The organism is Brevundimonas sp. FG8, from assembly GCF_057808845.1.
The window spans coordinates 483,462-505,000 of record NZ_JBMDIU010000001.1; the positions used below are offsets into that span (position 1 = coordinate 483,462).

A 21,539-nucleotide genomic window follows, 5' to 3' on the forward strand; every position below is an offset into this window, starting at 1 on the left:
CTTGAAACAAGGATACTCGTCATGGCGCTGAACAGCGTTAACACGAACACGGGCGCTATGGTCGCCCTGCAGAACCTGTCGGTCACCAACTCCGAACTGGCTACGGTTCAAAGCCGCATCAATACCGGCAAGAAGGTCAACTCCGCCAAGGACAACGGCGCCATCTGGGCTATCGCTCAGGGGCAACGTGCCGAGATGGGCGCCCTGAATGCCGTCAAGGACAGCCTGAACCGCGGTCAATCGGCCGTGGACGTCGGCATCGCCGCCGGTGAAACGGTGTCGGACTTGCTCACGCAAATGAAGGAAAAGGCGCTCGCCGCCACCGACAAGAGCCTGACCACGGCTGCCCGCAATGCCCTGAACGAAGACTTCGTGGCCCTGCGCAAGCAGATCACCTCGACCGTCTCGAACGCCAAGTTCAACGGCGTCGCCGTGATCTCGGGCACCGCCGGCTTCAAGGCTCTGGCTGACTCGGCCGGTTCGACCACCATCGACATCGCCGCCGAAAACATGACGCTCTCGGGTTCCATCGTGACCCTGGCGTCGACCGCCAACATCGCCACCCTGACCCAGGCCACCGCCAACCTGGCCAAGGTCAACGCGTCGATCGATAACGTGTCGGCGTCGCTGGCCCGCCTCGGCACCGGCTCGAAGGCCCTGGGCACTCACCTCGATTTCGTGAGCAAGCTGCAGGACACCATCGACGCGGGCGTCGGCAACCTGGTGGATGCCGATCTGGCTAAGGAGTCCGCGCGTCTGCAGGCCCTGCAAACCAAGCAACAGCTGGGTGTGCAGGCTCTGTCGATCGCCAACTCCTCGACCTCCATGCTGCTGGGACTGTTCCGCTAAGGAACGATCGGAACGGCGGGGCCTTCGGGCCCCGCCTGACCGCTCCAGTCCCTTGAAGGGAACCGCCGCCTTGAAATGCGTCGGCAGGAGACATGCAAAACAATGCGAATGTTGGTGCGGTAAACGCCTACGAAATCACCCCCCTCAGCACGGCCGCCGGTAACGACCCGCAAGAGTCGCCCGCCCGGCAAGAGGCTGAACAGGTCGCTCGCTATCGTCTGGTCATTGAGGAAGGGCCCCGTACAGGATCCTTCATCTACAAGACGATGGATCGTTTGACCGGTGAGGTCGTGAAGCAGTTTCCCCGCGAACAGGTCATCGATCTGATGAACCAGTCTGATTACAGCGCCGGCGCGGTCATCGACACCAGAGCCTGACGCCTTCGAAAATCCGTTCTACCCGCCGTGCTGGAGCGATCCGCGCGGTTAAAATGCGTGGTGAATGCGCGTTAACCATGTGTGCACCCTTACCGCCTTAGCCTTGCCCAAACCTCGAAGGGCTGAGTCGGATGACGAATAGCGTCCATACCAACGTCGCGGCGCAAATCGCGCTCCAGAACCTGACCACGACGAACAACCGTCTGGCGGATGTTCAGGGTCGGGTGTCCACGGGCCTGAAGGTCCAGGGCGCCAAGGACAATGCCGCGATCTGGGCGATCGCCCAGACGCAACGCGCCGACGTCGGGGCCTTGGGCGCCGTGAAGCAGAGCCTGGACCGGGCGACCTCGATCGCCGACGTGGCCCTTTCGGCCGGTGAGTCGGTTTCTGACCTGTTGAATCAATTGAAGGAAAAGGTCACGGCGGCCAAGGACAGCTCGCTGAAAACCCAGTCCCGTCAGCTGCTGAACGCCGACTTCCAGGCCCTGATGAAGGCGATCAAGTCCGCCATCGACAACGCCAGCTTCGATGGCGGCAACATCCTGAACGGTTCGCTGACCAACGGCATCAAGTTCCTGGCCAATGCGGATGCGTCGGCCTTCGTGACGCTGTCTTCGAAGAACCTGACGCTGGGCGGCTCGATCATCGAAATCTCGCTGAGCGACAGCCTGATGACCCTAACGGGCGCGACCAACGCCCTGACCAAGCTGGACGATTCGATCACCCAGCTGAACGCCGCGCTCGGCGAGATCGGCGCCCAGGCCAAGCAGATCGAAGCCCACAACAGCTTCGTGTCAAAGCTGATGGACACGCTGGAATCCGGGATCGGCAATCTGGTCGATGCCGATCTGGCCAAGGAAAGCGCGCGCCTGCAAGCCTTGCAGGTTCAGCAGCAACTGGGCGCCCAGTCGCTGTCGATCGCCAACCAGGCGCCGCAGATCATCCTGTCGCTCTTCCAGGGCTGATGTCAGGCGAGACGGCGGTCTCCGGACCGTCCGATCGCAATCGGCGCGGGGCGTCGGCGTTGGACGCGCGGCCCGAAGCCATACAAGGCAAGCAGCGATATTAGGGCGTTGACGAAGGCACTCATCGGGCACTCCTCCGTATTGATCGCGCTCTGAACGGGCGCGGACAAACATTGTTCCGCGAGTCGGGGCGAATGTCGCGTCTGTTAAGCCCTCGTTACGCCTCCGCTGGCACACTCGCGCGCGGGAGCCGCCTGTGATCGACAACAGCTATCTTCTGGGACTGTTCAGCGGGACGGCGTCGACCACGACGTCGAACGCCGCTGCGACCGCGCTCACCCAGGCCACGAAGCAGCCGACCCCGCCTTGGTCGAGCACCGTCAAGGCGCCCGAACAAAGCGCCCTGCTGCGCGCCGCCCTCGGCGGCCGAAACTTCATCAATGAAGGCACGGCCCAGCTCGATGTGAAGGGCGCATCCGCCGACTACAAGAAACTGTTCGCCCTGTATCAGGGGCTCGAGAGCATGAACGCCCTGGTCAACCGGGCCGGCACCAAGGGCGTCAGCACGCTGGAGCTGACGCAGTTGGACCGCCGGTTCGCCGCGGGCATGGCCGAGATCAGCAAGTGGATCCCGTCTGCTGATCTGGAAGGCATCCGACTGGTTCAGGGCACGTCTTCGACGACCAGCAAGACGACGGCTGCCGTCGCCCGGGATGGCGCGATCTCCGTCACCGGGCCGATCCACGAAGGTTCGCCCGATGAGTTGTCGCCGGCCTTCGCGGGCGAGGTGCAGTTCAGGATTTCGGCCAAGAAATCGGACAACACCACGGTTGAGGTGGACATCGACCTGAACGAGATGGGGACCACCTCCCGGACCCTGACCAATGTGCTGGATCACATCAACGGCAAGCTGGAAAGCGCGGGTCTGGAAACCCGTATCGGACGTGAACTGGTTAAGCCGGAACCCAAGACGATCACCTCGGGCGGCAAGACGATCACACTGCCGGCGGGGCCGGACCAGTTCGCCCTGGCCGTGCGTGGCGTGACCACCGAGAAGGTCAGCTTCGAACCCGCCGTGACCGCGAACGCCGTCTATGTGGTGCAGAAGGCCGGAACCGCCGGCGGGCTGCAGATGCTCAAATTCCAGAGCGATACCGGAGGCGACGCCCCGGCCCCGATCGCGGGCGTGGGCGAGACCCAGTGGGTGGACGGCCGCTCGTCCCAAACGGCCCTGCCCGCCGGAGTGGAAACCGTCCGCGCCAGCGCGACGGGACCTGATGGTTCGGTCTGGATGGTGGCAGACCTGACCGCGGGACCAGACAATCAGCCGATCAAGGGCCAGAAGGACGTGGCTCTGATCAAGCTCGATTCCGCCGGCCGGGTGGTGATGACCCAGGCGCTCGGCGCAGCCTCCACGGCCAGCGGATACGCCATCGCTATCGACGCGGACGGCAAGGTGGCTGTGGCGGGCTCGGTTACAGGCGCGCTGGATGCGGGCAAGACCGGCGACGTCGCGGGCGTGGCAGACAGCTTTGTGTCGGTGTTCGACGCGGACGGTCAGGAGTTGTGGACCCAGCGTCGGGGCGCGCGGGCGGCGGACGAGGCGACCTCGGTCAGCTTCGGTCCAAATGGCGCGGTCTACGTGGCGGGCCGGGCCCAGTCCGCGATGACCGGCGCGGTCGGGGTCGGCGGCTGGGACGGCTATGTTCAGGCCTTTACGTCGAGCCAGGCCTATCCTTCGGCGCCGGTCGTGGCCACGGCGGTCGGAACGGTCCAGTTCGGCACCGCCGAGACGGATGGCGTCAGCGCCATCGCGGTCGATGGGAACAACCTCTATTCGGCGGGCGTCGAAGACGGGCGGATCGTCGTTCGCCAGTTCACCCTGGACGCGGACGGCAAGCCGACGCTGGCTGCCTCCCGTGATCTGGGCGATGCGAGCGGCGAGATCAGCGGGCTAGCCATCGTTGATGGCAAGGTGGTGCTGAGCGGCACGACCCGGAACACCTCGCTGGATGTCGGCACGGTCAACACGGCGCACCACGGAGGCAAGGACGCCTTCGTCGCCGTGCTGGACGGTAGCCTGACCGCGTCCGTGGATGATCGCCTGACCTATGTCGGCAGCGCGGGCGACGATGACGCCGTGGACATGAAGATCCTCGACGGCAAGGTCTGGCTGACCGGTGTGGCGGATCGCCCTGAAGGCGCCAAGGACACCGATCCGACGCGGGCCTATCTGACCCGGATCGACGCGACGACCGGGGCGGTCGAGTGGCGGAGGGAGTGGGATGGTGACGGCCAACAGGCAGCCCCGCTGACGCTCGCCGTGTCCTCGGGCGGGGCCAGCGTGCTGGATCGGCTGGGGCTTCCGCAGGGGGAGATCGACCAGAGCCAGTCCAAGACCCTCGTGAACGCGACGTCTCTGAGGGTGGGCGACCGATTCTATGTCTCGCCCGCTGACGGAGGACGTCAGGTCGCCGTCACCATCGAAGCGCGCGATACCCTTCAGACACTTGCGCGGAAGATCGAGCAGGCGTCGAACATGAAGCTCAAGGTCACGGTCTCCTCGGAATCCGCCAAGGATGGCGAGGCGGGAGATCTGGCCACCGCGCTGCGGACCGGCTTGCAGCGCCTGAGCATCACCGCGCGGGACGGGGTGAAGGGCGCCGTGCTGACATCGGGTGAGACCGGGCGTGACGCCCTGGCCGGTCTGGGCCTGTCGCAAGGTTATATCGGCAAGACCTCGGGCGATAACGTCACCCAGACTTTCGGGCTGGGGCTGCCGACCAATCTGAATCTGAGCAGCGCCGGAGCGGTCGCGACCGCCGGCGAGAAGCTGCAGGCTGCGATGAAAGCGATCCGCGACGCCTATCGTGGCCTGGCCCCGGAATCGAACACTCCAGCCGTCACCGGTACGGCTCCGGCCTACCTGACGGCCCAGATCGCCAACTATCAGGCGGCCCTCGCCCGTCTGACCGGCTGATCGGGCGACGACGAAACGCGTTGACGGCTCCCGCATCGGCGGGGTTATTGGGGCTTCCAAATGCGCGAGCCCTGTATGCCCAAGGACAACCGAATTCTCATCCTGATCGGGGCGGCCGTGGCCGTCGTGATCGCCGTGATCATCGGCCTGCTGGTATCCGGTGGCAAAGATGACGGCCCCGCCGAGCCGCCGCCCGCGGCCCAGGGCGGGCTCACGGTCGCCGTTGCCGATGCGCCCGGTCTGGATTCCACGCGTGAACTGCGGTGCTACGTTGATGGCCAGTTCATCGGCATGGCGACGCTGAGCGACTGCGCGCGCCGCAACGGTCTGGCGACCGACGCGCTGGATGTCGGGGTGGACGCCACCGGCGCGCTCGTGGCGGCGCCGACGGCTTCGCTGACCCCGCCGCCTTCGGCCCCGCCCGCCGACCTGACCGAGACCAGGCCGGAGGCCGCCGCGGCTGAGCCGACACAGCCCGCCCAGGCGCCGCAACAGCAGGCCGCCGGCGGTGGGCAGTGCTTGCGATACACCGGCTCGGACTGGCGTGTCCTGGCCTCGGGCGTGAGCCTGAATCAGTGCGTGCAGGAACTGTACGCCGGAACCTGCGTGCGCCCGGGCGAGGCGCTGTATGGTCGCTGGGGAGAGACGACGCTGCGTCTGGTGCCGCGTCGGGTCGAGCAGTCGCCGGACAATAGTCGCTTCCGCACCCTCGCGGAGCAGGATCGCAGCTGCCAGTTCCCGGGACTTCGTTGATGATGCGCGCCGTTTCCCTGTTGGCCGTCGCATCGGCCGCCGCCATTCTGTCCGCCTGCGCCGGCGGGGTCGAACCGCCGGCCGAGCGTGGCGTTTGCTATGTGGTCGAACCCGGCGCCGACGGCGCGGACCCGGCTTTCAATGTTCTGGCCCGCGATCAGACCCAGATCGAGTTCTGTGCCGCGCGTCTTGAGGAAATGCGACTGCGCTTTCTGGGTCTGGGCGGCAGCCGTCGCGATGTGATCGGCGTCTATCAGGGGCAGTTCATATTCATCGACCGTGCCGGGGTGTGGTTCGGCAAGAGTCTTGATGGACCGCGTTTCATGGCGTTGGCCCGAACGGGGGATGGACGTCTGGCGGTGCCGGGCGCCATCGAACAGGCGCCGGTCGCTCCCGGTCAATAGGTCCCGAACAGGCGGGGCCTCGCCGTCCGCTGGACAAGGGCGAACAAAGGTGGAACAAATCGTCGCTCCGCCCTTGGGCGACGGCGAGTTCTGTGGATTGCGAAGACAAAACGGCCACGGCGGCGTGAAAGCGCGCTAGGCCACGTGGGAAGGGCCTGAATCAGCGCGAAGCGCGGTGGGCCAGCTAGCTAAAGGAGCTCGATGATGGCGGGCAGCGTCAACAAGGTCATTCTGGTCGGTAACCTGGGCAAGGATCCCGAAATCCGGTCACTCAATTCGGGCGAGCGCGTCGCCAACCTGTCGATCGCGACCTCGGAAACGTGGCGCGACAAGTCGACCGGCGAGCGTAAGGAAAAGACCGAATGGCACCGGGTCGTGATCTTCAACGAGAACATCGTGAAGGTCGCCGAGAACTACCTGAAGAAGGGCTCGACCGTTTACATCGAAGGCTCGCTGCAAACTCGCAAGTACGAGCAGGGCGGCGTCGAGAAGTACACGACCGAGATCGTGCTGCAGAAGTTCCGCGGTGAACTGACCATGCTGGGCGGTCGCGCTGACAGCGGTGGCGGCTCGGGTGGCGGTTATGGCGGTGGTGGCCGTGGCGACGACGACTATTCGTCGGGCTTCTCGACCGGCGGCGCCAACAAGCCTTCCGGTCCGAAGGAAAGCTACGACCTGAACGACGACATCCCGTTCTAGGTTGGCCGTTCCAGGTTGGCCGTTCTGACCGGGGAGCCGGTCTGACTGCCACATTCCGAAATGCGAAGTGTCGGGCGCGTCTCTCGCGTCCGGCGCGTTCGCGGGCTAACCGGATGCGGTGATCACCCCGGACAAGCCCCACAGCCCTCTGAGCCCTCTGGAGATCGCCGCGATCGTGGCGATCATCGTCATCTGGGGCGTGAACAATGCCGCGGCCAAGGTCGCGACCGAGGTTCTGCCGCCGCTGATGACCGGCGCCCTGCGTTTCGCCATCGCCGCAGCCTGTCTGATTCCCTTCGTGCGCCCGCCCTTCCCGAACTGGAAGAGCCTGCTGCTCATCGTCTGCATCGGCGGACCGCTACACTACGGGCTCGTGTATCTGGCCTTCTGGTTGGCGCATGACGTCAGTCCGGTGTCCGTGGCGACACAGCTTTGGGTGCCGTTTACAGCGCTGTTCGCCTTCCTTGTGCTGGGAGAGAAGCTGTCGCGGTTCGCCCTGATCGGTATGGGCGTGGCCTTCCTGGGCGTGGCGTGGATGACGCTGGACGCCCATGCAATCGAGGACTGGAAAGCCGTCGCCGTCGGTGTGGTGGCTGCCAGCGCCTGGGCCATGACCACGGTCATCGCCCGCCGAACGACCTCCATCCCTCCGTTGAAGATGCAGGGTCTGCTGGCGCTGGTCGCCCTGCCGACCTTGGCCTTCGCCTCGGCCTTCTTTGAGCGCGGACAATTCGAGGCGTTGCAGAAGGCTGATGCGCTGATCTGGGCCTGTTTGATCTGGGCGGGGGTGGTGTCGTCCGTGCTGGCGACGACCCTCGTCTTCTGGCTGGTGCAGAAGCGGCCTGCCGGACGGGTGACGCCCTATCTGCTGGCGACGCCCGTGGTGTCTATCCTGATCGGCTGGTCGCTGATGGGGGATGTACTCACGCCCCAGATTCTAAGCGGCGCCGCGCTGACGATGGTCGGCGTCGCCGTTGTCGCCATCGCCGAGCGCGGTCTGCGGGCAGGCGCGGCCAAGGCCTGAACGAAAAAGCCCCGGGCGCTGGGCGTCCGGGGCTGATCCGTCGGAACTGAAATCGAACCTTAGAGGCCCGGCAACTTGAAGCCCGTGTCGCGACGCGGGGTGATGCTGATGCCGGCGCGACCGCCGGTCAGCGCCTGCATGCGGGCGTACTCGCTGGCGGCGTCGATGGTGACGGCGCCTTCGGTGGTCTGGGTCGTGGTCGCCACTTGGGTCGCGGGATCCTCGCGGCGCCAGAACATGATGCGGTTGGCCCAGCTCTCTTCCTTGTGGGTCAGGTCGCCGAATTCATCGTCCACGACATAGCGGGCGAGGGGATCAGCGCGGTCGCCGCCGGCCTGTGCGACCAGGATCTGCTCGCCGGGCGAGCGGGTGACCGACTGACGTTGACCCAGCAGAATCTGGCGAGCTGCGGATTCCGGCGCCAGTTCCTGCGGACGGGGCTGGCCCGGCGCCGGCGGACGAAGGCCATACTCCGGCGGAACGGTCAGCGGGGCCGTCGCCACCGTCAGAAACTCGTCCGGCGTCACCTTCGACAGGCCGATGCTTTGCTGGATGTTCGTGCAGGCGCCAAGCGCGAGGGCCGAGGCGGCCAGGGTCAGAACGGCGGTAGTGCGAAGACGCATGATCAATCCCGGTGCAACGCGCCGACGAGGCGCATGCGTAAACCCTAGTGGAAGCGGCTGATTACGACTTTTCGGCGGCGAGGCCAACCTTGGCCGCTTTCTCGGACATCAGACTGTCGAGGATCAGCAGCACAACGCCCACCGTGATGGCGCTGTCGGCGATGTTGAACACCCACGGAAAGACACCCGTGCCGGAAAAATCGAGGAAGTCGACGACAAAGCCGAAGCGAATCCGGTCGATCACATTGCCGATGGCCCCGCCCATAACCAGACCAAGGGCGGTGATCAGCAGGCGGCGGTCCGCCTTCATCGCCCACCAGCCGAGGCCCGCGGCGACGATCACCGAAAAGACGCTCAGGAACCAGCGGGCCGACCCGTCACCGAACAGGCCGAAGCTCACGCCGTCATTTGCGACGAAGGTGATGCGGAAGATGTCACCCAGCACCGCGACCGAACGATAGCCCCAAAGCTCCCGATCCAGCATCGCGCCGCCGTCGTCCAGCATGTGCAGGCCGGACAGGACCCACGCCTTCGTCAGCTGGTCCAGGATGATCACGACAAGAGCGAAGCCGAAGGCGGCGTAGGTGATGCGGGGGATTTTCATTCGGGTCGCTGAAAAATTGAGGGGTCCGGGTTAGCAGCCCCCGCCCTGCACGCGAAGCCTATTTTATCGTGTCAGAGGGTCGCGGACGGCCGGTTTTGTCTTGTTCTGATGGGGGCAAGACCCCAAATGTCACGCTTCAACCCGCAAGGATTCCCCTCACGCACCTGAAGGAGCGCCGATGACGCATGCCGATGTGGCCCAACACGCCACCGACGTCGCCAACCACGCAGACAGCCTGATCCTCACTCTGGTGGGGGGCTTTGTGCTCGCCTTCGTGTTCGGGATGCTCGCCAATCGGATGAAGTTGTCGCCTTTGGTCGGTTATCTGGTCGCCGGCGTCATCGTGGGGCCTCACACAGCTGGATTCGTCGCCGATCAGGAGCTGGCGCCCCAACTGGCCGAGATCGGCGTGATCCTGCTGATGTTCGGGGTCGGGCTGCACTTCTCGCTCGCTGACCTGATGAAGGTCCGGAAGATCGCCATTCCCGGCGCGCTGGTGCAGATCGCCGCGGCGACCGCGCTCGGCTGGGGATTGGGACGCCTTATGGGGATGGGCGACGTCGAAGCCGTGCTGATGGGCTTTGCCCTGTCCGTCGCCTCGACTGTCGTGCTGCTCAGGGCGCTGGAGGAACGCAAACAGGTCAAGGGAGACGTCGGCAAGATCGCCATGGGCTGGTTGATCGTCGAGGATCTGGTGATCGTTATCGCGTTGGTCGTGCTGCCGCTGGTGGTCATTCAGCCGGGCGCCGAGGTCAACGGGATGCAGTTGGCCGCCTCGATGGGCTGGACCCTGTTCAAGGTCGCCGCCTTCACGGCTGTCATGCTGGTGGTCGGGGCCAAGGTCCTGCCGTGGGTGCTGGTCCGCATCGCGCACACCAAGTCGCGTGAGTTGTTCACTCTTGGGGTTCTGGCCATCGCCTTGGGTATCGCCTGGGTCGCCTACGCCCTGTTCCACTCCTTCGCCATGGGCGCTTTCCTGGCGGGACTGGTGCTGAACAGTTCTCCGCTGGGCCACAACGCCGCGGAACGCTCGCTGCCCCTGAGGGACGCGTTCGCGGTGTTGTTCTTCGTCTCCGTGGGCATGTTGTTCGACTTTCACATTCTGATCGAGCGGCCGCTGGCTGTTCTGGGCGTGCTGGCCATCATCATCATCGGCAAGTCACTGGCCGCGCTGGCCATCACCACCGCTTTCAAGCTCGACAAGGCGACCAGCCTGACCGTCGCCGCGGCTCTTGCCCAGATCGGCGAGTTTTCCTTCATCCTGACCAAGATGAGCGTGGACCTCGGCGGCATGAGTCCGGACACCCAGAATCTGATTCTGGCGGCTGCGTTGCTGTCCATTTCGCTGAACCCGTTTGTCTTCGCCCTTATAGATCGCTGGGGCGGCAAGCCGAAGCCGCCGGTCAAGGAAGCGCCGCCGGTCAGCGCGCTGATCTGAGCGCGGCAAAAAGAAGGGGCGCCGGTCGATCCGGCGCCCCTTTTCCATTTCAGCTGGCGGGAAGTGTCAGAGGACGCCGATCATGCTGGCGACCAGCGGGTGGCGGACGATGTCCCGCTCCGCCAGCTTGACCACGCCGATGTCCGGCACTGCGGTCAGGCGTTCGGCGATATCCGCCAGCCCCGAGATGCCCGGCAGCAGGTCGGACTGCTGCGGGTCGCCCGTGACCACCATGGTCGAGTGCCAGCCCAGTCGGGTCAGCAGCATCTTCAACTGGACGTAGGTGCAGTTCTGGGCCTCATCCACGACGATGAAGGCGTTGTTCAGCGTGCGGCCGCGCATGTAGCCGATGGGAGCGATTTCGATCAGGCCCTCGGCCATCAGCGCCTTGACGCGTTTCATCGACAGGCGATCCGACAGGGCGTCGTAGAGCGGGCGCAGATAGGGGGCGAGCTTGTCCTCCATGTCGCCGGGCAGGAAGCCGATGGATTCGCCCGCCTCCACCGCGGGGCGGCTCAGGACGATGCGGCCCACCTTGCCGGCTTCCAGCGCTTCGACCGCCTTCGCGACGGCCAGATAGGTCTTGCCCGTACCGGCCGGTCCCAGTGCGAGGACGAGGTTGTGATGATCAATCATCGTCATCAGCTCGGCCTGGCCATCCGACTTGGGCTTGAGCGTCTTCAGATAGGCCTGGTCGCGGTCGTCATTGGAGGGCAGGGGAGACCAGCCGGCGTGGGTCGGCAATCGCCGAACCTTGGAATCCTCCGTGAACTGCCGGGAATCGAGAACGCCGTGTTCACGGGTCTGACGCTTGAGGGCTGAACGCTTGGTCATGGACGCCTCCAGGGCATGAAAAAAGGCGATGCCGCAAAAGCATCGCCTCGAACGATCGTGGGGAGGAAAGAAGAGGATGCGCAGCATCCGCCCGGGTCGGAGGAGTATCCAACTTCCAGCGGACGAGGCCGCCGAACCGAACGCGCCACAGCGTTCCCCCAGCTTGACCGGACCGGGCTTGATCCGGTTACGGATCCGGGGCCGAAATGGCGACCTCGAATCGCATCAACAGATTGATGCTAGCGTGGTTTACGAAGGCTTAAAGCGCTGATTGAGCCAAAGATGAGGTGATGTTTCTATGACGATCTATGCGTTGGCGGACAAGAAACCGCAGCTTCCGCCTGAGGGCGAATACTGGGTGGCACCTAATGCTGTGGTGGCAGGAGACGTGATTCTGAAGCCTGGCGCCAGTGTCTGGTTCGGAGCGGTCGTGCGGGGGGACAACGATCCCATCACGATCGGTCATGACACCAATATTCAGGACGGCAGCGTGCTGCATTCCGACCCCGGCGAACCCTTGACCATCGGCGACGGCGTGACCGTCGGGCACATGGTCATGCTCCATAGCTGCGAGATTGGCGACAACACCCTGATCGGCATCGGAGCGGTGGTTCTGGGGCGGGCGAAGATCGGAAAGAACTGTCTGATCGGCGCTAACGCCCTGATCACCGAGGGTAAGGTAATACCGGACAACTCCCTTGTCATGGGGCAGCCGGGCAAGGTCGTGCGCGAGCTCGAGCCCGGTCAGATCGATGCCCTGCGCATATCGGCCCAGCACTATGTCCAGAACTGGAAGCGTTACGTCAGCGACCTGAAAGAGGTCTAGCCGTCCTTGGCCAGCAAGCCCTGAAGCTTCTTCAGCTTCGGGGCCACCAATGGCGTGGTCAGCATGGTCGAACCGACGGCCATCAACAGCAGGGCCGTGAAGGTCGTGTTCGTGATCACCTGTTTGTCCAGCAGGATGTTGGCGAAGATGATCATGATCAGGGCCTTGGTCTGCAGCAGCCAGCCGATGACCGAAGCCTCGCCCTGTTCCCATTTGAGGATTCGCCCGGCGATCCGGACGCCCAGCAGTTTGCCGGCGACGGAAGCGATCAGAAGCACTGCCGCGGCACCGAAGACCATAAGGCCGCCGACGTCCCACTGGGTCCGCAAACCCGTGGACAGGAAGAAGACCGGCATGACGGCCAGCAGGATGTGCTGTCGGAACTGGTCCATCTGCCTCTGGTCGAACCATTCCGCGTCCAGCACCGCGCCTGACAGGAAGGCGCCGACCATGAAGTGCAGCCCGGCCCAGTCGGCGGCGAACCCGCAGGCGGCCAGCCAGATCAGCGAGACGAACCAGCGGTCCGTCTGGGGGATGCGCTTCATCAGCATGCGAATGCCGACCGTGGCCGCGCCGAACCCAACGAGGAAGGCTCCCTGACGGCCGATCCGCTCCCAGTCGAGGAGAATCAGCGCCAGCACGCCCCAGATGGCGATGTCGTCCAGGCTGGCGTAACGCAGGATGCGCTGTCCCAGCGGCTGACGCAGAATGTCCATCTTCTCCATCAGCAGCACGAGAATCGGCAGGGCGGTGACCGCGCAGGCCATGCCGATACCCAGAACCACCTGCCAGGTCTCGCCCTTGGCTCCGGCCCAGCCCGGGCTGAGCGCCAGCATGCCCATCGCCGCGAGCGCGCCGAAGACCAAGGGGACCGTCAGGGCCAGTCCCGCTGTTATCCCGGTCTCGCCTCGGTGCTTCCAGGCCTGCTTCAGATCCAGCTCGATCCCGGCGATCCAGACGAAAATCATGACCGCCCACCAGGCGATGCCGTTCAGGGCTGTGATCACGTCCTTGCTGAAGACGAAGGCGTAGTAGTCGGGGAAGGCCGCGCCGAGCACACCCGGCCCCAGCAGGATGCCGCCGGTGATCTGAACCACCACCAGCGGCGCCCAGTAGTCGGTCTTGAACAGACGCCAGACCAGATACGGCACGCTGAAGATCAGCAGCATGGCGATCAGGAACACTTCGGTGGTGGTCATATGCATCTGTCGTCCCCCCGAACGACTGTGGTTCGCCTCGGGCGGGCGATTGGATGCAACTATGTCCCGTGCCGGACAAAAGGCACGTCAAATTATGTGAGCGCTATCAGGCGATGCGACGGCCGTCGCTGACGGCGAGGCTGAGGGCCGGGCGACCGGGCGTTCCGGCGTCGGCGACCAGCCTTGCGACCAGCCGGGGAACATCGCCCCTGACGGGGATGAGGGCGGACGCCGGAGCGAACAGGCCCAGAAGGCGGTCAGCCTGTCCTGAGGTGCCGCGCAGAGGGGCGAGGACCATCTCAAGGGTCAGCGCCGGCTCGCTGTCGGTGAAGGCGGCGATCACCAGCGGACGGGCTTCACGCGCGGTCCGGATGACAGCCTGCTCGAGCAGGTCTGCCGAACCCGGAGTCCACAATGCGCTGAGCGGGGCGCCCGCCAGCGGCGCACGCCAGAAGGTGTCCAGCGCCGTCCCGGCGAGGGACAGAACGGTTTGGCCCTCGCGCCGGTCGGCGATGAAAGCCCGAGGCAGGCGGCGGCCCAAGGCTTCCGGCAGAAGGGCCGAGCGGACGGGAATTCCGCCGCGCACGCCATTCGCGCGGGCCAGACCGGTCCAGTGGTCGATCAGAAACTGCGTATCGGGATGGAACACTTCATTCGCCTCGGGACAGAATGCCGCAAGGCCCGGGCCGCGAAGGCAACGGAAATGCAAGGGTTTCCGGGTTCTGATGCAGGCTGGAACGATCCGCGTGCGTCGCGGGTCGCGCGCTAACTGATCTGGAGGTCGGCCCATGGGGGTGCGGATCATGACCTGGCTGCCGGCCGCGGCGGGCTTTCTGGCCCTGTCGGCGGTCGCCGACGACGCGGCGGCCCAGTGCACCGGCGGCTGCCCGCCGCCGCCCCCGCCGTGCTGCGAGCCTCCGCCCCCGCCACCTCCGCCGCCCCCTCCGGTGTGCTGTAATCCACCCCCTCCGCCGTCGTGCTGCGGCGGCGGCAACCTGAACGTCAATGTGAACGTCAACGCAGGGGCCAACGCCAACGCGACGGCGCGCACGGCCGCGGGCATCAATGCCCGTGCGGGCGGCTCGGTCTGGGTCAGCGGCGGTGGTTCGGCCTATGTGACGGTCGACCAGCCCTATCCGACCACCATCAACGGCCTGAACGTCGAGGGCGCCCGCGTCCGCGAAGTCGTGCGGGTGCCGTACGAATCGCGCCGTCGGTGGGAGAAGCGTGTGGTCATCCAGGCCGTCTGCATCGACGACCGGGCGATTCCGCATCCCGCTTCGCAAGTGCGCCCCGACCGTGAAGTCGACGGCGGCTACGAGGGCGAACTCTACCGCTGCCTCGCAGGGACCTCGATGCAGTTCACCTGGGCCGAGTACGACGGTCAGGTCCGCTTTGATCACGGCGAAACTGTCACCTGCCGCAAGGGCGAATCGCTCTGGTACGGCGGCGGCAATGTCGAGTGCCGGACCCAGCGGGCCGAGCGGGAGTGCAACGAGCGCTCGCTGCTGCGTCGGTACGGCGCCGGTGTGAAGATCCTGACCTGGGTGCGCGAAGAGACCTACACGGCCTATCGCGAGGAAGTGGTCGAAACGTCCGGAATGGCCCTGACGGGCGGTACGATCGCGCTCGACGGCGGTGTCGGCGGTCGGGTGTTCTGATTCCGTTGAACGGCGTGTTCAGCCTGTCGTCAGGCGGGAGAGACTAGAAAGAGGGGTCGTCGGCTCTCCGCCGATGATCCTGAGAAGCGAAACTGGCCCCGGTCCGAAGACCGGGGCCTTTTTTGTCGCTTACTGCTGGGCCTGGGCCGAGACCACGATGGCCTTCCAAGCGGTGTCGTCGCGCAGGTATTGGCGAGCCAGGGCCTGTACGTCAGCCGGGGTGACGGCTTCCAGATCCGAGATGTGGGTCAGGGTCTGTTCCACATCGCCGGGCTTTTCAGCCACTTCCGACAGTTGGCCCAGCCAGTACTCATTGCTGGCCTGGCTGCGGCGCAGGGCCTCGATCACCGGCAGGCGGGCGCGGTTCAGCTCGTCCTCGGTCGGAGGCGCGTCCTTCAGCGATTGGACGATGGACGCCACCGCCGCATAGAAGGGATCGACCTTGTCCGCGGCGATTTCGGCGCGGATGGAGACCGAACCGTAGCCGCGGTAGGTGTCCGACGAGCTGGAGCCGGCGCCCGGCGAGTAGGCCAGAGCCTGCTGTTCACGGATGACTTCCAGCACGCGCAGCTTCAGCACTTCGGTCATGATCGAGACGCGACGGGCTTCGGTGCGGTCTTCCACGGCGTCGGTTGTCGGCCAGGCGATGTAGGCCAGCGTCTGCTCGGCCGGACCATTGTGGGTCAGGCGAACAGGCGTCGGCGTTCCGGCCGGGAAGCGCAATTCGGTCGCGCCCGGCGCCGGGTTGGCGTCCGGACCACGACGCGGAAGGGCGCCGAAGGTGGGGGCGACGGCGGCGATGGCGTCATCGACGGTCACGTCGCCGACCACGAGCACATCGATCGGCCCGGTGCTGAGGCCGCTGGTGATTTCGGCACGTGCCTGTTCGATGGTCCAGGCGGCGACTTCTTCCGCCGTGGGGAAGGTCTCACGCTTGTCGCCGCTGGCCAGAAGACCCGAGGCCTGCACTTGGAAGGCGCCGCCGGGGGTGGCCATCTGCTGGGCGATGATCTGCGGGAAGACGCCCTTGATCTGCTCGAACGGGGCCGCGCGCAGGCCTGGATCCGTCAGATAGGCCGTCAGAACCTGCATCTCGAGGCCGAGGTCGGCCGGACGGGTCGCGCCGGTGAAGGAGTAGCTGTCGCTACCCACCGAGAATCCGGCTGAATAGACGCGACCGTTCAGGACGCGGTTCATCTCGTCAAACGACAGACGGCCGAGCCCGCCGGTGGTCACATAGGCTTGGGCGAGCGCCTGGGGAGTCGAACGATCAGTGGGCAGGCCCTGTTCGCCGATGCCGGTGCGGACGCTGACGAGAATCTGCTCATCGCGGAAGTCGGTCGGCTTGACGGTCAGACGCACGCCGTTGGCGAAGGTCACGACGGTCGCGCTGACTTCACTGATTTCACGGCGTTGAGCCACCGCGCCGGCCGTGCCGAAGTCGGCGTAAGGCCATTGAACCTCGGCCTGCGCGGCCGGGGCAGACACAGGGACCTGACGCGACGCTTCGAGCGCAGCAGTGACCGCGGCTTCACCGCCTTCAATTTCGACCGGAGTGACGACCAGAGCCAGCGGGCCGCCGCCGGTGAAGACTGTTTGCAGCGAGGCATTGACCTGCGCGGCGGTCAGACCGTTCACCGCGGCGTTGAAAAGGTCCAGATTGGTTTGCGGCGACGAGAAGACGGCACGACCGTTCACGGCGCCGGCGATGCCGTTGGCCAGGGCGGGGGTGCGACGGGTCGCGGCGCCGGCGACAGCGTTTTCCAGCGCAGTGCGGTACTCGATGATCTCGCGCTGCAGTTCGGCGTCCGAGACGCCGTACTGGACCAGACGGCGTTGTTCCTGCTCGATCGACTCCAGCGCGGCCTTCCAGCCGCCCGGATTGAAGCTGGCCGAGATGGAGGCGATGTCGAGGCTGTCGGCCAGCGTCGACTGACCGCCGCCAGCCGAGGTGAACGGCGGGTTGTCGGTGCGCGAAATCTCGCCAAGACGGCGGTTCAGAACCGCCAGACCCAGATTGGTGATCAGGTTGTCGCGGCGTTCGGCGACGGTGTCGGGATCGCGGTCTGGCGCCTTGGTCCAGTTCAGCTGGATGTTCGACTGGATCCCGGGCTCGACCAGAATACTGGTGCCCGGCTGGCGCGGGGCCACGGTGCCCAGATCGGGCTCGGGGCCGTCAGCGGCCTTCGGCTCCCAGCTTTCGAACGCGGCGCGGATCTTGGATTCCATCACATCCACGTCGAAGTCGCCCACGGCCACGAAGGTCGCGCGCGAAGGACGGTAGTAGGCTTCGTAGAATTCGACGAACCGTTCGCGCGGCGCGGTGCGGATGATGTTCAGGTCGCCGATCGGCAGGCGCTGGGAGATGCGCTGACCCGGCGCCAGAAGGGCAAGCTGGGCCTTGATCGAGCGAAGACCCGGCGTATTGCGCAGGCGCTCTTCGCCTTCGATGACGCCACGCTCGGCGTCGACGGCGTCCGGGGCCATCAGGGCTTCGGAGACCTGTTCCCGCATGATGCGCAGCGAGGTGTCGACGGTCTCGTCGTTCGTGCGCGGCAGTTCGAGCATGTAAAGCGTCTGGTCGAAGCCGGTCGACGCATTGGTGTCGGCGCCAAAGGCCAGGCCCAGACGCTCAAGGATACGCAGCAGGTCGTTCTCGGGAATGTTGGTCGTCCCATTGAACGCCATGTGTTCCATGAAGTGCGCCAGACCCAGCTGGTTCTCGTTCTCCATCAGCGAACCGGCGTCGATACGCAGGCGGAACGAGGCCTGGCCCGGAGGCGTGGCGTTGCGCATCACCGCATACTGCATGCCGTTGGGCAGGATGCCGAAACGAACGTTTGAATCCGCCGGTACGTCACTGGTGGCCTGAGCGAAGGGGTCGGTCGGAGCGACCTGCTGCGCCAGTGCGGGCGCGGCGGCCGTCAGGGCCACGGCCGATGCGGCCACGAGGAGAAGGAGGCGGGGGGAACGCATGGGTCGGTCAGTCTCCGAAGGCGCATTTCGAAGCCCGTGCGGGCGCGCCGGCAAACAGGAGGGGCCGCGATCCTGATCTTTACGCCGACGCCCCGCTGCAACCCTTCGGCGACCGGCGGGGTCGGCTCAAGTTACCGAAGATTAATGTGAGGGCCGGGAGACGTGGAAGGTGGCCGAATTTCCTGTCGCGGTGCTGCTCGAGATCACCGAGCGGTTGGAGCCGCTGACCGTCGTCGTCGCCTGCGCGGATACGTCGCCTGAATTGGTCTGGTTGTTCCGCGCTTCCAGATAGCCCTGACACTCTGAACAGGCGTAGCCGGTGACCGTATTCCCCGTGGCTTCGGCGCCGACATAGACATCATAGCCGTTCGTACCGGCGAAGGTGGCCGTCACCTCGACGCCGCCGGTGTTGATCTGGCTGTTGTCGATCTCGACGTAGATGTCGTTGTTGCCCACCGACAGCTGGTTGCCCGCGCCGCTGGCGTAGGCCTGCGCCCGTCCATAGTCATAGGCCGTGGTCGTGGCCGCCGAGCGAATGAAGGCGGCATTGTCCTGCGCCGAGGTCGTCACGACCGAGCCGCCGGAGTTGTAGCTGTTGGCGTAGTTGCCGACCGCGCGGGCGCGGGCCGCCAGATCCCAGCCGTTGCCCGTGTTGGCGCTGGCCTCGGCTTCGACGAAGTCGCCGCCGGAGGTCTGGTCGAAGGTCAGAGTCTGGCCGGAAGTCTGACCGCTGTTCACACCGATGGCGTTGCCCATGGCCTGGGCCTGCACCTCGGCCGCGGCCGGGACATATTGGCTTTCCAGACGGCTGTAGGCGCGCACGGTGGCGGAGGACGACTGCTCGACCGTGCCCTGGATCACGCTGCCCTCACCGTAGAGAGACACGGTGTTGGACGTCGCGGTGGCCGATACCACGCCTCCGGCCAACAGGCGGGCGTTCTCGTCACCCACGTCGGTCAGGGCGCCGACCAGAGCGCCGGTGTTCCTCTGGGTGGCTTGCACGGTGACGTCGGCGCCGTAGCCGCTGACCCCCAGATAGTTGCCGCCCGCATTCGACTGGATCGCCACCGGACCAGCGGTGTCTCCGCCGACGGTGACGCTGGTTGTGGCGATCGAGTCGCCGCGCATGTCCTGATCGGATCGCACCGTGACCGTGCCGTTCTCCACCGAGCCGGAGGCGGCGTTGCCGTTGGCGGTGGTTCCGACGGTGACCTGATCCTGGGCGTTGACGACGTTCAGCGTCTGGTCGGAGAAGACGTCGCCCAGTTGCAGCTGGTTGTTCAGAACCAGGCTGTCATCCTGCGGCGGAGTCTGCGCAGCGGCCTCAGTAGCGGCTGCGACGCAGATCACCGTCGCGGCTATCGTTCCAGCGAGACGGATCGGCGCGAGTCTGGCCATTGTTGGTGTCCGTGTTGGGATAAGCCGGATAATAGCCGCCGGTGATGCTAACCGTGCCGGCCAGAGGGTCGCGCCCGGCCTGCAGGCAGACCTCGGGGCCCGGCGCGCCGTACAGATTGGCCATGAACTCCACCGTCGCCCGCTCGATCAGCGACCGCACCGCCAGTTGCACCGGCTCCAGCGCGCCTTCGCCCGCGGAAATGTCGAAGACGTTGCCGTCCAGGAAGTCGAATACGCCCGCCGAGACTTCCCGGCCGATGATCTGCTTCTGGTAGGAGACGACATCCACGACCTCGAGGGTCGTGGTCTGGACCAGACGAAGGTCGATGGCGATGTTCATGACGAACAGCTTGCCCGCGACGGCGACCGACAGGGGCGTTTCGGTCGTCTGGCCGCCCGCGACGTCGAAGCCGCCCGAACGGATGTTGTAGTTCACCTCGGTGATCCCGCCGACGATATAGAAGTCGGAGCCGGGCACCGAGCCGGCGATGATGCGACGGTACTGGATGTCTTCCGCGCCGCCCGCGCCTTCATCGCCGATCAGCCGATTGTTGGCGTAGCGCAGCTCCATCTCGGAAACCGAGGTGTCGTAGCGTTCGACCTGACGGGCGCCGGCCTTGGCCAGGGCGGTCATCGCCATCAGCGAGGCGCCGCCGGTGACCTGGCGGCCGCCATCAGCCGAGACCGTGCCGGTGTAGTCGGCGATCCGGCCCACCGCCATGCGCGGGGAGGGCAGGCTGTACCGTCGGGCGTAGTCGGCCATGCAGACCAGCGCCGCGGAGTATGGGGTCGGGTTCGCCGTCACCGGCGCATTGCCGATCGGCGCGGCGTAGCGGCCGTCCGAACCCGCGCCGGTGGACATGCATCCACTCAGCAGCGCGGCGACCGCGCCGGCGGCTCCGGCGATCTTGAACAGGCGCGTAGGACGGCCGACGCTCATGGAAGCCTCAGGGTGCCGTTCAGGTCGGTGCCGGCGGTGACATTGCCGTTGTTGACCTGGGTGGAGTTGACGATGACCGTGTTGTGGTTGCCCTGCACGACGACGTTCAGGCTGTTGCCGATGGCGGTGGAGCCACCGATCGTCTGGCCGTTGCCCGAGGCGTAGCCGGACGAGCCGACCCCGCCGGACGTGCTGGAGTAGGCGCTGGCCCCGGTCTGGATGATGCCGTTGACGATCAGGCGGTTGCCGTTGGCGTCGCGGGTCGAGCCGGTTTGCGGCTGGGCCGTGGTGTAGCGCGAACCGCCGTAGCCGGCGGTATAGGTTCCCATTCCGGACGAGCCGGCGGACTGCGCCAGGACGACGCCCGGAAGCGAGAAGGCGGCCAGGGCGATGGCGGCGACGACCTTGATCCTGACGGGCATGGCGGCGTTTTCCAGCGAAATACGGTTTACGGGGCGCTAAGCACTCCGGGCGCCAATCTGGGGCAACGGTGTTAACGATGACTTGCCGGGCGAAATTCCATTGAGTTCGCCGCCGAAAATTGGAGTTGTGGCCTGACCGAGTCCCCTTTCGCCGAGAAGCCCGCCGAGAAGGTGTTCAATGCGCCCCTGGTCTCGGTGCTGGTCGCGTTCTCCATTCCGGCGTTTTATTTCCTGCAAGGCTGGCTGTCGGACGGCGGCTTCAGTCTCGCCTTCCGTCCGGCGTCACTGGCGGAAGGGACGTGGTGGCCGGGTCTGTTGGCGGCGATGTTCCTGCATGCCGGCTGGACCCACGCGGGCATGAATGCGGTGGGAGCCATCGCCTTCGGTCCGCCGGTCGCTCGGCTGATGCCGGGCGTGCGCGGAGCCGTCGGCTTTCTTCTCTTCTATATAGTGTGCGGGGTCGTCGGGATGCTGGGCTACGGATTGGTGCATGCCGCGAGCCATGATGTGGTGGTCGGAGCATCCGGCGCGGTCTTCGGTCTGACCGGCGCCGCCATCCGTCTGTTG

The 21,539-nt window shown here is 65.7% G+C and carries 21 protein-coding genes (1 of these 21 only partly in view); 12 read left to right on the forward strand and 9 right to left on the reverse strand.

Annotated features, from left to right (window positions below):
* Nucleotides 1–21: 21 nt before the first annotated feature.
* The 8 genes from ACODRV_RS02285 (at nucleotide 22) to ACODRV_RS02320 (ending at nucleotide 8,051) form a co-directional block, all read left to right on the forward strand.
* Complete coding sequence (locus ACODRV_RS02285) at nucleotides 22–849, forward strand: flagellin (protein ID WP_141626065.1); 828 nt, start codon at nucleotides 22–24, stop codon at nucleotides 847–849.
* Between the two features lie 92 nt (nucleotides 850–941).
* Complete coding sequence (locus ACODRV_RS02290; protein ID WP_141626066.1) at nucleotides 942–1,226, forward strand: flagellar protein FlaG; 285 nt, start codon at nucleotides 942–944, stop codon at nucleotides 1,224–1,226.
* A gap of 131 nt (nucleotides 1,227–1,357) precedes the next feature.
* A complete protein-coding gene (locus ACODRV_RS02295; RefSeq protein WP_141626067.1) occupies nucleotides 1,358–2,191 on the forward strand; it encodes a flagellin in 834 nt (277 codons plus the stop codon).
* Nucleotides 2,192–2,447: 256 nt separating this feature from the next.
* The gene (locus ACODRV_RS02300; RefSeq protein WP_488907272.1) at nucleotides 2,448–5,171 is read left to right on the forward strand and encodes an NHL repeat-containing protein; all 2,724 of its coding nucleotides are present in this window, start codon (nucleotides 2,448–2,450) and stop codon (nucleotides 5,169–5,171) included.
* Between the two features lie 75 nt (nucleotides 5,172–5,246).
* Nucleotides 5,247–5,924: a hypothetical protein gene (locus ACODRV_RS02305; RefSeq protein ID WP_488907273.1), complete on the forward strand. Its 678-nt coding sequence runs from the start codon at nucleotides 5,247–5,249 to the stop codon at nucleotides 5,922–5,924.
* A complete protein-coding gene (locus ACODRV_RS02310; protein ID WP_488907274.1) occupies nucleotides 5,924–6,328 on the forward strand; it encodes a hypothetical protein in 405 nt (134 codons plus the stop codon). The genes ACODRV_RS02305 and ACODRV_RS02310 overlap by 1 nt, the downstream gene beginning before the upstream one ends.
* Before the next feature lie 204 nt (nucleotides 6,329–6,532).
* The gene (gene ssb, locus ACODRV_RS02315) at nucleotides 6,533–7,027 is read left to right on the forward strand and encodes a single-stranded DNA-binding protein (protein ID WP_304580236.1); all 495 of its coding nucleotides are present in this window, start codon (nucleotides 6,533–6,535) and stop codon (nucleotides 7,025–7,027) included.
* Between the two features lie 118 nt (nucleotides 7,028–7,145).
* The gene (locus ACODRV_RS02320; RefSeq protein WP_488907275.1) at nucleotides 7,146–8,051 is read left to right on the forward strand and encodes a DMT family transporter; all 906 of its coding nucleotides are present in this window, start codon (nucleotides 7,146–7,148) and stop codon (nucleotides 8,049–8,051) included.
* A gap of 59 nt (nucleotides 8,052–8,110) precedes the next feature.
* Here ACODRV_RS02320 and ACODRV_RS02325 read toward each other — a convergent pair whose 3' ends face one another.
* Together ACODRV_RS02325 and lspA are read right to left on the reverse strand one after the other, a co-directional pair.
* Complete coding sequence (locus ACODRV_RS02325; RefSeq protein ID WP_141626073.1) at nucleotides 8,111–8,674, reverse strand: DUF3035 domain-containing protein; 564 nt, start codon at nucleotides 8,672–8,674, stop codon at nucleotides 8,111–8,113.
* Nucleotides 8,675–8,735: 61 nt separating this feature from the next.
* Nucleotides 8,736–9,278, reverse strand: a complete 543-nt coding sequence (gene lspA / locus ACODRV_RS02330) for a signal peptidase II (RefSeq protein WP_141626074.1) — start codon at nucleotides 9,276–9,278, stop codon at nucleotides 8,736–8,738.
* A 178-nt stretch (nucleotides 9,279–9,456) separates the two neighbouring features.
* Here lspA and ACODRV_RS02335 point away from each other — a divergent pair, with 178 nt between their 5' ends.
* Nucleotides 9,457–10,716 carry a cation:proton antiporter domain-containing protein gene (locus tag ACODRV_RS02335; protein WP_488907276.1) on the forward strand — a complete coding sequence of 420 codons (1,260 nt, stop codon included), beginning with the start codon at nucleotides 9,457–9,459 and terminating at the stop codon, nucleotides 10,714–10,716.
* Between the two features lie 66 nt (nucleotides 10,717–10,782).
* Here the strand turns inward: ACODRV_RS02335 and ACODRV_RS02340 are convergent, their stop codons facing one another.
* Nucleotides 10,783–11,562 (reverse strand): PhoH family protein, encoded by a 780-nt coding sequence (locus ACODRV_RS02340; RefSeq protein WP_141628229.1) that lies wholly within the window; start codon nucleotides 11,560–11,562, stop codon nucleotides 10,783–10,785.
* Nucleotides 11,563–11,848: 286 nt separating this feature from the next.
* Here ACODRV_RS02340 and ACODRV_RS02345 point away from each other — a divergent pair, with 286 nt between their 5' ends.
* Nucleotides 11,849–12,376: a gamma carbonic anhydrase family protein gene (locus ACODRV_RS02345; protein ID WP_488907277.1), complete on the forward strand. Its 528-nt coding sequence runs from the start codon at nucleotides 11,849–11,851 to the stop codon at nucleotides 12,374–12,376.
* Here ACODRV_RS02345 and ACODRV_RS02350 read toward each other — a convergent pair.
* A complete protein-coding gene (locus ACODRV_RS02350; RefSeq protein WP_488907278.1) occupies nucleotides 12,373–13,575 on the reverse strand; it encodes a cation:proton antiporter in 1,203 nt (400 codons plus the stop codon). The two genes, ACODRV_RS02345 and ACODRV_RS02350, sit on opposite strands and share 4 nt — an antisense overlap.
* Nucleotides 13,576–13,681: 106 nt before the next feature.
* Nucleotides 13,682–14,224 (reverse strand): PAS domain-containing protein, encoded by a 543-nt coding sequence (locus ACODRV_RS02355; RefSeq protein ID WP_168196790.1) that lies wholly within the window; start codon nucleotides 14,222–14,224, stop codon nucleotides 13,682–13,684.
* 154 nt (nucleotides 14,225–14,378) lie between these two features.
* Between ACODRV_RS02355 and ACODRV_RS02360 the strand changes: the two genes are divergently transcribed.
* Nucleotides 14,379–15,236 (forward strand): hypothetical protein, encoded by an 858-nt coding sequence (locus ACODRV_RS02360; RefSeq protein ID WP_488907279.1) that lies wholly within the window; start codon nucleotides 14,379–14,381, stop codon nucleotides 15,234–15,236.
* Between the two features lie 129 nt (nucleotides 15,237–15,365).
* On the opposite strand, the gene ACODRV_RS02365 is transcribed toward ACODRV_RS02360, so the two are convergent.
* The 4 genes from ACODRV_RS02365 to hfaA all read right to left on the reverse strand — a co-directional run bounded on the left by ACODRV_RS02365 (nucleotide 15,366) and on the right by hfaA (nucleotide 20,972).
* Nucleotides 15,366–18,212, reverse strand: a complete 2,847-nt coding sequence (locus ACODRV_RS02365; protein WP_488907280.1) for a M16 family metallopeptidase — start codon at nucleotides 18,210–18,212, stop codon at nucleotides 15,366–15,368.
* 141 nt (nucleotides 18,213–18,353) lie between these two features.
* Nucleotides 18,354–19,610, reverse strand: a complete 1,257-nt coding sequence (hfaD, locus tag ACODRV_RS02370) for a holdfast anchor protein HfaD (RefSeq protein WP_488907281.1) — start codon at nucleotides 19,608–19,610, stop codon at nucleotides 18,354–18,356.
* A complete protein-coding gene (gene hfaB, locus ACODRV_RS02375) occupies nucleotides 19,537–20,550 on the reverse strand; it encodes a holdfast anchoring protein HfaB (RefSeq protein WP_141626081.1) in 1,014 nt (337 codons plus the stop codon). The genes hfaD and hfaB overlap by 74 nt, the downstream gene beginning before the upstream one ends.
* The gene (hfaA, locus tag ACODRV_RS02380; RefSeq protein ID WP_141626082.1) at nucleotides 20,547–20,972 is read right to left on the reverse strand and encodes a holdfast anchoring protein HfaA; all 426 of its coding nucleotides are present in this window, start codon (nucleotides 20,970–20,972) and stop codon (nucleotides 20,547–20,549) included. Before hfaA ends, hfaB begins: the two co-directional genes overlap by 4 nt.
* Nucleotides 20,973–21,143: 171 nt before the next feature.
* Between hfaA and ACODRV_RS02385 the strand changes: the two genes are divergently transcribed.
* Nucleotides 21,144–21,539, forward strand: the 5' portion of a protein-coding gene (locus ACODRV_RS02385) for a rhomboid family intramembrane serine protease (RefSeq protein ID WP_141626083.1). 219 nt of this gene lie beyond the right edge of the window; the window shows 396 of its 615 coding nt (coding positions 1–396); the start codon lies at nucleotides 21,144–21,146; the stop codon falls past the right edge of the window.